At 37.5% G+C, this 11,802-nt stretch carries 13 protein-coding genes; all 13 read right to left on the reverse strand.

All coding sequences use genetic code 11. The features are described 5' to 3' along the window. Entirely contained in the window at nucleotides 1-1,881 is a 1,881-nt protein-coding gene (locus G611_RS0111855) for a flagellar hook-length control protein FliK (RefSeq protein WP_028243800.1), read from the reverse strand. Between the two features lie 10 nt (nucleotides 1,882-1,891). Continuing rightward, nucleotides 1,892-2,662: a ribonuclease HII gene (locus G611_RS0111860; protein ID WP_028243801.1), complete on the reverse strand. Its 771-nt coding sequence runs from the start codon at nucleotides 2,660-2,662 to the stop codon at nucleotides 1,892-1,894. A 1-nt stretch (nucleotide 2,663) separates the two neighbouring features. Beyond that, nucleotides 2,664-3,278 carry a signal peptidase I gene (gene lepB / locus G611_RS0111865; protein ID WP_051195273.1) on the reverse strand — a complete coding sequence of 205 codons (615 nt, stop codon included), beginning with the start codon at nucleotides 3,276-3,278 and terminating at the stop codon, nucleotides 2,664-2,666. A 72-nt stretch (nucleotides 3,279-3,350) separates the two neighbouring features. Next, nucleotides 3,351-4,190, reverse strand: coding sequence for a ribosome biogenesis GTPase YlqF (ylqF, locus tag G611_RS0111870; RefSeq protein WP_028243803.1), 840 nt, complete (start codon nucleotides 4,188-4,190; stop codon nucleotides 3,351-3,353). 16 nt (nucleotides 4,191-4,206) lie between these two features. Continuing rightward, complete coding sequence (gene lepB / locus G611_RS0111875) at nucleotides 4,207-4,806, reverse strand: signal peptidase I (protein ID WP_051195246.1); 600 nt, start codon at nucleotides 4,804-4,806, stop codon at nucleotides 4,207-4,209. Nucleotides 4,807-4,905: 99 nt separating this feature from the next. Next, complete coding sequence (rplS, locus tag G611_RS0111880; RefSeq protein WP_028243805.1) at nucleotides 4,906-5,256, reverse strand: 50S ribosomal protein L19; 351 nt, start codon at nucleotides 5,254-5,256, stop codon at nucleotides 4,906-4,908. 106 nt (nucleotides 5,257-5,362) lie between these two features. Next, nucleotides 5,363-6,061, reverse strand: coding sequence for a tRNA (guanosine(37)-N1)-methyltransferase TrmD (gene trmD, locus G611_RS0111885; protein WP_028243806.1), 699 nt, complete (start codon nucleotides 6,059-6,061; stop codon nucleotides 5,363-5,365). A gap of 4 nt (nucleotides 6,062-6,065) precedes the next feature. Then, a complete protein-coding gene (rimM, locus tag G611_RS0111890; protein WP_028243807.1) occupies nucleotides 6,066-6,587 on the reverse strand; it encodes a ribosome maturation factor RimM in 522 nt (173 codons plus the stop codon). Between the two features lie 13 nt (nucleotides 6,588-6,600). Beyond that, entirely contained in the window at nucleotides 6,601-6,990 is a 390-nt protein-coding gene (locus G611_RS0111895; protein WP_028243808.1) for a hypothetical protein, read from the reverse strand. Nucleotides 6,991-7,007: 17 nt separating this feature from the next. Next, entirely contained in the window at nucleotides 7,008-7,991 is a 984-nt protein-coding gene (locus G611_RS0111900; protein ID WP_051195247.1) for an ABC transporter ATP-binding protein, read from the reverse strand. Next, complete coding sequence (locus tag G611_RS0111905; RefSeq protein WP_028243810.1) at nucleotides 7,984-9,129, reverse strand: ABC transporter ATP-binding protein; 1,146 nt, start codon at nucleotides 9,127-9,129, stop codon at nucleotides 7,984-7,986. The genes G611_RS0111900 and G611_RS0111905 overlap by 8 nt, the downstream gene beginning before the upstream one ends. A gap of 9 nt (nucleotides 9,130-9,138) precedes the next feature. Further along, on the reverse strand, nucleotides 9,139-10,686 hold the full coding sequence (locus tag G611_RS15490; RefSeq protein ID WP_028243811.1) for an ABC transporter permease: 1,548 nt from the start codon (nucleotides 10,684-10,686) through the stop codon (nucleotides 9,139-9,141). Between the two features lie 13 nt (nucleotides 10,687-10,699). Beyond that, a complete protein-coding gene (locus G611_RS0111915; protein ID WP_028243812.1) occupies nucleotides 10,700-11,686 on the reverse strand; it encodes an ABC transporter permease in 987 nt (328 codons plus the stop codon). Between the last annotated feature and the right edge of the window lie 116 nt (nucleotides 11,687-11,802).

Consider the following 11,802-nt stretch of genomic DNA (forward strand, 5'->3'; position numbering starts at 1 on the left):
TCATGCTCGCATATCAAAGCTGTATCTGTGAACGATTCCCTCTGTTTTATCATTAACATCCACGGGAACCTCCCCAAGGAAATCCTCTACAAAGCTTGTCTTTGGTTCACCACAAACCACCTCTGAAGAAACATTAAAGCCCTTTTTAGCAAGACGCTCAGTTAAAATATCAAGATTATCCTCGATAAGCTTCATAGACTGTTCGCTTGCCAAATTCCATTTGCAGCCAACATTTGCTTCCTTAAGGCTAATAAACACATCTGTAGGTCCAAGATATTCCATATCAAAATGAAGAAATGCTGTGATTTCTTCACCTGCTTCATAGGAGCTTTTCTTGTTCTGCCTTACATAAAGCATACTGTCAGTATTCTGATTATACATCTTAAGTGGAATCTGCACAAAATTATACATTTCGTTAGCAGAATTCATAAAGTTTATATTTTGTTTTATTTCATTTGTTTGATTCTTAATAGAATCAGAAGCCTTATTATTAAAGCTTGATACCAATCTCTCCAAAGCTTCTGTCTGCTTTAAAACTCTTTCGTAAAGCTTTGATATTTCCCCAGGCTTTGTAACATCCTTGGGCTCAAGGGCAAAGCTGTTTGAAATTATATTCTTAAGAAGTCCTCTATATAAAGGATTCTTCACAATATCATTAAGTGTTTCCTTTGGAATATCAGGATGATTATTTAGATAATCACTAATTTCTCTAAACAGCTGATTCACATCTGCATCAGCCTTAAGTGTACCATTTTCTGCAAAAACAAGATTATTGTCTTTTGGAAAATCTGGAAGATTATTAAGAAGCGTATTAAATGATAGTACCTGCTTTTCACTGGCAATATTATTTAATGTATTGGCTCCCGTTTCAAATTCAGCTACTGCTTTTTCGTTTATAATCTGTTGATTAGCCTCTGTTTTAGTATTTACTGATATATTTTCTTCTAATGTATTTGTAATTTCTATATTATTGGCCTGGGTTGCAGGATTTGGTACCTTAGGATCATTTAAAGCACTAAGCCCATCTGCTAATTTATCATTAGTAATAAGAATATCTTCTTGTAAAGCATCCTTAGATAATGTATTTACCTCAGACTGCTGATTAGGATTAACCTGAGTTTCTGGATTTACAGCTTGTCCTTCAGCATTTACAGCAGAAACCGTCTCCTGACCTACACCTACATTAACATTTTCATCAGCAATAAAAATTTCTTTAATGCTATTGTTGATGCTTATCACATCTGATACAGATAGCTCATCGGATGCCATCAACTCAGGCAACATATCAGAAATAACTTCAAAATTATTTGAAAGCACTGCTCTATCGCTGGCATAATTTTGGAACATATTAACATTTTCGGGCGTTAGAGCCATTTCATGCTTTGCCATAGTAACAAGTGTGGTAATATCAACCCCAGGATTATTAATCATGGCGCGATTCATCGCTGCAAGATTCTCTGGACTAATAGACATAGAATTTTGCATCATTGAATTAACCATATTAATAGTGCGCTCACTTGCGGCAAGATTAGCCATATCCAGAGCTTTTAAAAGTGTGGGATTAGCCTCTAGACCTGTTAAAGAAACAGGACGAATTTGTACGAGATTACCATCATTGCTTTTTACTTCAAAAAACACAGACTGACCAGGCGTAATGCTGACACCAGAATCAAGTCTTGCAGTCATAGTCTGACCATTTGCAAGGCCGATAGTTACCTTACCATTTTCCACAGAATTAACAGAACCCTCAAAGACCTCGCCTTCCTTAAAGGTGTCCGTAATGCTGCCAGTCAGCGACTTACTCTGACTCATCTTTGTCCTATCAGCAGCCTGATTTACATAATTTGAGTTGTAGGGATTCAGTCCTGTGTTAATGTTCATATGTCACCTATTAAAAATCAACAAAATTCCCAATAAAGGAACGTCTATGAATTGGGCAAGGGCCATATTCCTTAAGCGCTGCAATATGCTCTGCACTTCCGTAGCCCTTGTTTGATGCAAAATGATACATAGGATACATCTTATCGTATTCTACCATCATTCTATCTCTTGTAACCTTGGCAATAATGCTGGCGGCGCCAATAGATATTGATTTTGCATCACCTTTAATAATTGGAACCTGTTTAATATTTACACCAGGAATTGTAACCGCATCATTAAGTAGAATCTCTGGTTCTACTGTAGACTCTGCAATAGCCTGTCGCATAGCTTCGTATGTAGCCTGAAGAATGTTAATTTCATCAATACGCTTTTCTGAAACTACGCCTATACCTACAGAAACAGCTTCCTTCATGATAATATCATAAAGCTCGTCACGCTTTGCAGCAGATAGCTTTTTAGAATCGTTAATATAAAGGATGCTACAATCCTTTGGTAAAACAACGCACGCTGTAACAACAGGGCCTGCAAGTGGACCTCTACCAACTTCATCTATTCCACCGATATAGCTTACAGTATCCCAATACTGGTTTTCATATTCCTTAAGCTTTTCGATTCGTTCCTTTTCAATTCTAAGCTTTTCCATTCTCTTTTGGGCAACACCAATGATTTTGGAAACGCCAGGTCTTCCATCAGAAATATACTCCTCGATAAAATCTGGAAGGCCTTCTATAGGAACCTCTTTATATTCTTTTTGTATTTCAGTAATCTTCTTCTCGCTCATTTTATTCTATGTTATCAACTAGTCCAAATTCATTAAATGGATAAACTCTTACCCAAGCTTTTCCAACAATATCGCTTCCATGAATGTTTCCAACCTGTTCAAATCTGGAATCAGTACTATTGTTTCTGTTATCACCTAAAACAAAATATTCATCTGGTCCAAGTAGAATATCACTTGCCGCTAAACCAGAATTAAGAATAGTTTCTGTTCCATAAGTTTCATCCAAAGGCTCACCATTGATATAAATTGTTCCATCACTATCAATGTTAACTACCTCGCCAGGAAGTCCAATAATACGTTTAATGTAATATGTGTCTTCTTCGTACTGATAAGGGAATACAACTACATCATATCTTTCAGGATTATGGAATCTGTAGCTAAGCTTGTCAACAATAAGATTGTCACCATCTGATAATGTATCTTCCATTGAGGAACCACTAACAACTGTTCTTTGTCCAACAAAATGTGTAATGAGAAATACTATAGCAAAACAAACTAGCACATTAATAATTACGCTAACAACTTCTTTGCCCAAGGATTCTTTAGTGATGTTATCGTCATCATCCTTCTTAGCTTTAGCTTCATCAAAATCTGATAAATCCTCTACATCCTTCATGTTCTGTCTTGCCTTTTCAATGTCTCTTTTAATCTGCTGTTCTTCTTCGTTAAAGTCAATTACTTTCATGATTTATGGCCTTTCGAGTGATATTTTTCCTAAACTTCCGCTTCTAAATTCATCTATTAGTACAAAACAAGCTTTATCAAAATCTAACTCAGAACCTTTTTTGACAAAATTTCGTTTTTCAGCAATGCCTGTTATTATTTCATGATTTACTTTATCTTCATCTACATCATATCTGGCCTTTAAAACACCTGGATATTCCGATTTAAGAAAATCAGTAAGCTCAAGAGCTAATTCTCTTGTTTCGATAATGGCATCGTTAATAGAGCCAATAAATGCAAGATGTAGACCTACTATTTTGTCCTCAAACTTTGGCCAAAGGATACCTGGTGTATCTAAAAGCTCAACAGATTTGTTAAGCTTAATCCATTGCTTTCCTTTGGTTACGCCTGGCTTGTTACCAGTTTTAGCAACTGATTTACCAGCGAAAGAATTGATAAATGTAGATTTACCAACATTAGGTATTCCAACTACCATTGCTCTGACAGGACGATTTTTGATACCGCGCTTTCTGTCTTTTTCAAATTTGGCTGCACACACCTCATCTAAAGTAGCCTGTACACCCTTCATATTTTTTCTATCTCTAGAATCAAGCTCTACCGCGTAATATCCTTTGGATTTGTAATACTCAATCCATTTTTGGTTGGCAGCTCTATCAGATAAATCTGATTTGTTAAGTAAAACAAGTCTAAGCTTTCCATTTGCAAGAGAATTGATATCAGGGTTTGTGCTGGATACCGGGCATCTAGCATCTATTACCTCAATAATCAAATCTATAAGCTTTATATCCTCCTGCATCTGACGCTTTGCCTTGGTCATATGTCCTGGATACCATTGAAATTCCATAAGCACCTCTTAATCGTTATTTAAAAGGAAAGTCTAACCAAACCTTTCCTAGTATATCTTCTCCTGAAACGAAGCCAACGCTTTCGTATCTGGAATCTTCTGAAGAATTGCGATTATCTCCAAGCACAAAATACTGGTCATCCAATAATGTAATTGGTGAAGCTGCAATTCCTGGGTTATCTATTCTTTCCACCTCAAGATTTTCTTTGTATAGTTCGTCATTAAGGTAGATTCTTCCATTACTAATATAAATAGTATCACCTGGAATACCAATAACTCGCTTAACACTGTAGCTAGCGTTAACATTAGATTTAGGCTTAAAAGCAATAACATCTCCTGTTTTAGGTTCAGCGAACTTGTATGCAATAGTGTTTACAAGTAATATATCGGATGTTTCGTAGGTGGGTTCCATAGATGCATTAGAACATTCTACTTGTTTTCCAAAAGCAAGTACAACGCCAAATGCCAGCAAGACAACTGCTGCTATCTCTGCAGCGAATATAAGAACATATCGAACTTTATCAAAATTGATTTTTCTACGTCTTCTATTAAAATTAAGCCCGCTATTTCTACGGCGAAACAAGCTACTAAAAAAACTGCTAATTGATGTAATCATACTAAGTTTCCTACTTTTATTCTATAGTATAAATATACCGCACTTTGCAATAAAAATAAAGAACAGTCGCAAAACCTGCGACTGTTCGAACTTTCGAGACTAGATTCTCTCTTTAACCTTTGCCTTCTTACCTGTGAGCTCTCTGAGGTAGAATAGCTTAGCTCTACGAACTTTACCTTTTCTAACTACTTCGATCTTCTCAACGTTAGGGCTGTGAAGTGGCCAAGTCTTTTCAACACCAACACCGTTTGATGACTTACGAACTGTGAATGTCTCACGGTTGCTTCCGCCCTGTCTCTTAATAACTGTACCCTCAAATACCTGAGTACGTGTACGGTTACCTTCAACGATACGGCCGTAAACCTTAACTGTGTCGCCTACTGCGAACTCTTCAACTTCGCTCTTAAGCTCAGCTGCTTCGATGTTTCTAATAATCTCGTTTGCGTTCATTTTAAATCCTCCTAAACTGGCGACGTTCTTGATATTCCCTATTGAATAACAGCGGACCATCTCTTCTTTAGCAACTCATTAATAATAGCATGATTGTTTACTAATTTCAACAATCATTTTCAAGAAATTTTGCGTATAAATCAGGTCTTCTTTCCTTTGTACGTTCGATTGATTGCTCATGTCTCCATGCATCTACCTTAGCGTGATCACCTGATAATAAAATAGGTGGAACCTTACGTCCATTCCATGTTTCAGGTCTAGAATACTGAGGATATTCAAGTAGATTGTTTTCGAGTGATTCATCCTCACCTGAATCTGAATTAGTAAGAACTCCTGGAACCATTCTTGATATAGCATCAATCATAACAAGAGATGGAAGCTCCCCACCAGTAAGCACATAATCGCCAATAGAATAATACTCATCAACGATTTCCTCTAAAACTCGCTCATCAATACCTTCGTAATGGCCGCAAAGCAGGCAAATATCTTCTTCTAATGCAAGAGTTTTTGCTGCTGGCTGAGTAAAAAGCTGTCCCTGAGGTGTAAGATAAATACACTTAACGTGATGGCTTGCTTTTTCACAAACTGCCTGGTATGCATCATATATAGGCTGAGCCTGCATAACCATGCCTGCTCCACCTCCATAAGGATAATCGTCTACCTTTTTGTGCTTATCTAATGTGTAATCCCTAATATTAATGGCCTCGAAAGAAATGCAGCCTGCGTTTTTAGCTCTGCCAAGAATACTTGTGTTAAGTACTCCTTCAATCATCTCTGGAAATAATGTTAGTATATAAAACTTCATAAATCTATTCTCCTAACAATCCATCCAAAAGATGAATAATCATTTTATTGTTTTCCATATCTACAGCTTTGATACAGTCTTTGATTGCAGGAACAAGAACTGATGAGCCATTTGTCATTTCGATTTCATACACATCATTTGCACCTGTCTGCAGTACATCTGTAATCTCACCAAATTCTGTATTCTCATCTGTATCAAGATAAACCTTTACACCGATTAAATCTGCAATAAAGTATTCATCCTCTTTAAGCTCAACACGGTTTTCCTTTGTAACATAAAGACCACGTCCCTTATATTTTTCGATATCGTTAATATTGTCGATTCCCTTAAATTTAAGAATAACGATATTCTTCTGCTGACGAACGTTCTGAACCTCAAGCTCGATATAACCGTCCTTGCCTCCGTCCAAAAGTAAATGCTTCATGTTTTTAAAACGTGAAATATCGTCAGTTAAAGGAAAAACCTTTACCTCACCCTTAATACCATGAGTCTGTGTAATTGCTCCAACCTGATATAAATCTTCCAAATATAAACTCCTTCTAATGGGTAACCATTGTAAAAATAATGTAAATGACAAAGAGAACAAAAACAATGAGTGTTTCTATATATACTGTTTTTCTTTTCTTTAAAAGTATCTCTTCTGTCTTGTCAATCTCAGCCTGAATGTGAGATGGTATGACATACTCAGTAATATACTCTGAAAGTCCCTCTTTTGTCAAAACATCTTTTGAAAATGACCAATCAGCGGCAGGCACATACAAAGTAGTTGCATCAGATATTGTATTTTCACTTACTACAATGAATTCTCCTTCATTTACTTCTATATACACTTCAAGTCCCTCATTGCTGAGAGACTTGTAAGCCTTAAGAAGTAAATCTGAGTTTTCACAAGAAAATATTTTTCTTAAAAAATCAAATTTATCTTTCATATTTAAATTTCCTAATTTTATTTGTCATCATATAAGTGACATCTTACAACATGGCCGTTACCCATATCCTTTGCTTCTGGAGCAACTTCCTTACAAATGCCCATGCACTCTGAACATCTTGTATGGAACTTACATCCCTTAGGTGGGTTAGCTGGTGATGGGATATCACCCTCGAGAGGAACTCTGTCCTTCTTGTAATCAGGGTCTGGCATTGGAATAGCTGAGAACAATGCCTTTGTATAAGGATGAAGAGGATTTGCGAAAATATCCTCTGTCTTACCTGTCTCAACAAGACCACCAAGGTACATAACACCAACAGTATCAGAGATATGCTCTACTACTGAAAGGTCATGTGAAATGAAGAGGTATGTAAGACCTCTATCCTTCTGAAGCTTGCGAAGAAGGTTGATAATCTGCGCCTGAATAGAAACATCAAGAGCAGATACAGGCTCATCGCAAACAATGAAGTCAGGATTAAGAGCAAGTGCACGAGCGATACATACACGCTGTCTCTGTCCACCTGAGAACTCATGAGGATATCTATCCTTGTGATGCTCCTGAAGACCACACTCAGCCATTACCTTAGAAATGTACTCGTCGTACTCTTCCTTTGGAACTAAGCCATGCTCTCTAACAGCCTCTCCAATAATTTCACCAATTGGAAGACGTGGTGAAAGTGATGAATATGGATCCTGGAATACGATTTGCATCTTTGTACGAAGGTCCCTAAGCTCCTTCTTAGAATAATCGTATACTTCCTTACCATTAAATATTACATCACCATCTGTCTTTTCAATAAGACGAAGGATTGTACGTCCTGTTGTAGACTTACCACAACCTGACTCACCTACAAGACCCATTGTTGTGCCTCTTTCGATTTTGAAAGAGACATCATCAACAGCCTTAACCTCTCCAGTTACACCACCGAAGAAGCCACCCTTAATAGGGAAATATTTCTTAAGGTGATTGACTTCTAGAATATAATCTTTCTCGTTACTCATGTCTTTCACCCTCCTCTTTACATCTGTAGCATCTTACCATATGTGTGTCTGAAACATAATATTCCTCTGGAAATTCGCCGTTACAGCATTCCATACACATATCACATCTATCTTTGAAGTAACAATAATTTGGCATATTTACTGGGTTTGGAACAGAACCAGGGATTGAGTAAAGCTCATCAACCTTCTGTCCAACTACAGGCTTAGACTTCATAAGACCGATTGTATATGGATGTCTTGGGTCCTTGAAGATTTCCTGTGCAGTACCCTTTTCTACTACACGGCCAGCGTACATAACAACAACATAATCAGCCATCTCAGCAACAACACCAAGGTCGTGTGTGATAAGCATGATTGAACTGTTGATTCTGTCCTTAAGGTCACGAAGAAGGTCAAGAATCTGTGCCTGGATAGTAACATCAAGAGCTGTTGTAGGCTCATCAGCTACGATAAGCTTTGGCTCACAAGCTAAGGCCATAGCGATACATACACGCTGTCTCATACCACCTGAAAGCTCATGTGGATACATGCTGTAAACGCCTTCCTTATTAGCAATACCAACCATACCAAGCATTTCAATTGTACGTGCCTTGATATCCTCGTCGCTCATTTCTGGACGGTGAAGCTTGATAACCTCATCAATCTGAGCACCGATTCTAAATACAGGGTTAAGTGCTGTCATTGGCTCCTGGAAGATCATTGACATCTTCTCGCCACGCATGCTTCGCATAACTGAATCTGGAGCATTAACAACATTAATTACTCTATTTCCGTCATTGAATCTGATTTCACCAGAAACTGTCTGTCCCTGTGGACGCTGAACAAGCTGAAGCATTGAAAGTGAAGTAACTGACTTACCACAGCCAGATTCACCAACGATACCAACAGTTTTTCCCTGTGGTACGTTGAATGAAACACCGTCAACAGCCTTAACTGTTCCGATATCTGTGAAGAAGTATGTATGAACATCATCAAATTCAACACAGTTCTCAGGATTTTTCATCTGAGTTACATATTCTTCTTCTGGAATATGCTTTCTATTTCTCTTTGCCTCGAATTCCTTTGTAATCTTGCGATTTTCCTTCGCAATTCTACGAGATTCCTTGGCACTAATATAATTTACATTCTTTTTTGCCATTTCACACCTCTATCTCTTCATCTTTGGATCAAAGGCGTCACGAAGTCCGTCTCCGATAAAGTTAAATGCAAGTACTGTAAGAAGGATTAAGAATCCAGCTGGAATCCATACGAACCAGTAGTTAGTCATAACGTATGAATCTGTAACAGCATTGATGATATTACCCCAAGATGCTGCAGGATACTTAACTCCAAGTCCTAAATATGAAAGTGTAGACTCTGCAAGGATAACCTCACCTACACCCATAGATGCAAATACTACAAGCTGTGGAATAACATTAGGAATTAAGTGCTTAAAGATTCTTCTTCTAATGCTAATACCACAAGCTTCACAAGCAGTCATAAATTCCTGCTCACGAAGAGATAAAATCTGTCCACGTACTATACGAGCCAAGCTAACCCAACCGATAACACCCATGATAATACATAGGTAGAAAATACGAATACCGGCGTCTACCTTGTAGAAATCCATGATTGAACCAATAATAAGGTAAAGTGGCATTGTTGGGATACAATAGATAATATCTACAAATCTCATAAGAAGGTTATCTACCCAGCCTCCAAAGAAGCCTGCTGTACCACCGACGATAATACCAAGTAAAAGCTCTATAGCTACTACTACGAAACCGATAAGAAGGGAAATACGACCACCATACATAAGTCTTGCAAGTAAGTCCATACCATTTCCATCTGTACCAACTAAATGTTTTGCAGAAGGTGACTCAAACTGGTTAATAACGCTTGTAGACTTATATTTTGTAATAAGATACTGACCGTTCTTGTTAGAAACCTGATATTCTTCCTCACCATCTTCGCCTGCAAATTTAAACTCTGAAGAACCATTGTTAATAGCTTCTACAATAGCTTCTCTGAAATCAACTGTAAGAGTAACACCACTTTCAACTGCATTCATGCTATAGCCGCTGATATATGCTACTTCACTACCATCAGCCGCTGTAACTAATGCACCATTTCCATGCTCATCTACAGTGTATCTTTCATCGTCAGCTGCAAACATTGTCTCATCTGTTGCAAGAGCCTTAATAAGATTTACATTGAATGTACCTGAAAGCTTCTTAGATGAATCAACTGGTGTAACCTGAAGCTTTGCTGCAACAGCAAGTGTCTCAGCTCCACCTACCTTTTTAATTTCAAATGAATTCTCATCAAGCTCTACAAGAGAAAACTGCGAACCATCTCTTGTTTCAACAACATCCTGCTTTTTTGTAAGAGCAAGGATAAGCTTTGCCCCAATATCTGAAGGAAGCTCTACGCCATCAGCTGCAAAAACCTGGTAATCAGTGATAAGAGTTGCACCAGCATAGTCCTTCTTCATTTCTTCAGTAGTATAGAATACCTGACTCTGAGAATATGGAATAATAACTCCGCCTAAGAAAGCGAATAAAAACATACAAATTATAATTACAAGACCTGCAATAGCAAGCTTATTTCTAAAGAAACGCTTTGCTACCATCATTCCAGGAGAAAGTACCTGGACACGGTTAGCATCATCTAAAGCAAGCTCTTCTTCATTTTCAATATTTCTTACGTCTGCCACGATATCTCTCCTTTTAATTTACTCTAACTCTAGGATCTACTACAGCATAAAGAATATCTGCAATAAGGTTTCCTAAAAGAATTAAAACTGCAAAGAACAGCATATAGAACATTACAAATGGGATATCTCCCTGTACGATGCACTGATATGATGTATAGCCGATTCCTGGAATCTGGAACAGTGTTTCTGTAATAAGAGCACCACCAAATAATCCTGGAAGTGATGAACCAAGTAATGTAACGATTGGAATCAAGATATTTCTGAAAGCATGATAATTTACTACTCTCTTTTCAGAAAGACCCTTTGCTCTAGCAGTACGAATGTAATCTGCGCTTAAAACTTCAAGCATGTTAGTACGTGTGTAACGCATTAAGTAACCAACAGATACAATAGTAAGAGTAATTACAGGAAGAACCATGTGATATGCCATATCAAGAATCTTGCCGCCTACAGAAAGATTCAAATAGTTACGACCTACAATACCGTACAAATCAAAAATTCCAAGCTTAACTGAGAAAATGTATTTCAAAATTGTAGCAAAGAAGAAGCTAGGTAATGAAATACCAATAAGTGCAAATACGACTACAGAATAATCTACTGCACTATACTGCTTTCTTGCAGCAACAACACCAAGAGGAATAGCGATAACTATCTCAAGGATGAAAGATGCAAGACCAAGTGCAAATGAATACCAAATAACGCTTGAGAACTTCTCAAGTACTGGCATATTAAAGTACCAGCTGTCGCCGAAATCAAAGCGGATAGCCTTAGCCAACCATTTAAAGTAGCCCGGAACGATGCCAACGTCCAAGCCGTATGCAGCATTGAGCTGATCAATCCATTCCTGATAGCTCTTTGCACCAGGTTTCTGTGATAGCTGCATTGCTTTCTGTTCTACGAATGAAGTAGGCATTGCACGCATGATGCAATAGATAATCATAGAAACAAAAAACAATATTACTATCGATAATAATAGTCTTTTGATTACAAATTTTTTCATTATTGTAATTCCTTTCTTTATTTTTAGACCCCAATAAAGGTATTTTATGATAGGACAAAAAAACGTTTATAGAAAACGCCCTCAAACTCTCCAAAACTCCATCCCATCATAAAATA

Origin of the sequence: Pseudobutyrivibrio ruminis AD2017 (assembly GCF_000424305.1) — a bacterium.
Classification (GTDB): domain Bacteria; phylum Bacillota; class Clostridia; order Lachnospirales; family Lachnospiraceae; genus Pseudobutyrivibrio; species Pseudobutyrivibrio ruminis_B.

Bases quoted from the DNA above. Each gene is read 5' to 3' on its own strand.
- rplS (WP_028243805.1), bottom strand. From the start codon at position 5,256: ATGAACGCAAACGAGATTATTAGAAACATCGAAGCAGCTGAGCTTAAG.
- G611_RS0111905 (WP_028243810.1), bottom strand. From the start codon at position 9,129: ATGGCAAAAAAGAATGTAAATTATATTAGTGCCAAGGAATCTCGTAGA.
- G611_RS0111915 (WP_028243812.1), bottom strand. From the start codon at position 11,686: ATGAAAAAATTTGTAATCAAAAGACTATTATTATCGATAGTAATATTG.
- G611_RS0111860 (WP_028243801.1), bottom strand. From the start codon at position 2,662: ATGAGCGAGAAGAAGATTACTGAAATACAAAAAGAATATAAAGAGGTT.
- lepB (WP_051195273.1), bottom strand. From the start codon at position 3,278: ATGAAGGATGTAGAGGATTTATCAGATTTTGATGAAGCTAAAGCTAAG.
- G611_RS0111900 (WP_051195247.1), bottom strand. From the start codon at position 7,991: ATGAGTAACGAGAAAGATTATATTCTAGAAGTCAATCACCTTAAGAAA.
- G611_RS0111895 (WP_028243808.1), bottom strand. From the start codon at position 6,990: ATGAAAGATAAATTTGATTTTTTAAGAAAAATATTTTCTTGTGAAAAC.
- lepB (WP_051195246.1), bottom strand. From the start codon at position 4,806: ATGATTACATCAATTAGCAGTTTTTTTAGTAGCTTGTTTCGCCGTAGA.
- trmD (WP_028243806.1), bottom strand. From the start codon at position 6,061: ATGAAGTTTTATATACTAACATTATTTCCAGAGATGATTGAAGGAGTA.
- G611_RS0111855 (WP_028243800.1), bottom strand. From the start codon at position 1,881: ATGAACATTAACACAGGACTGAATCCCTACAACTCAAATTATGTAAAT.
- ylqF (WP_028243803.1), bottom strand. From the start codon at position 4,190: ATGGAATTTCAATGGTATCCAGGACATATGACCAAGGCAAAGCGTCAG.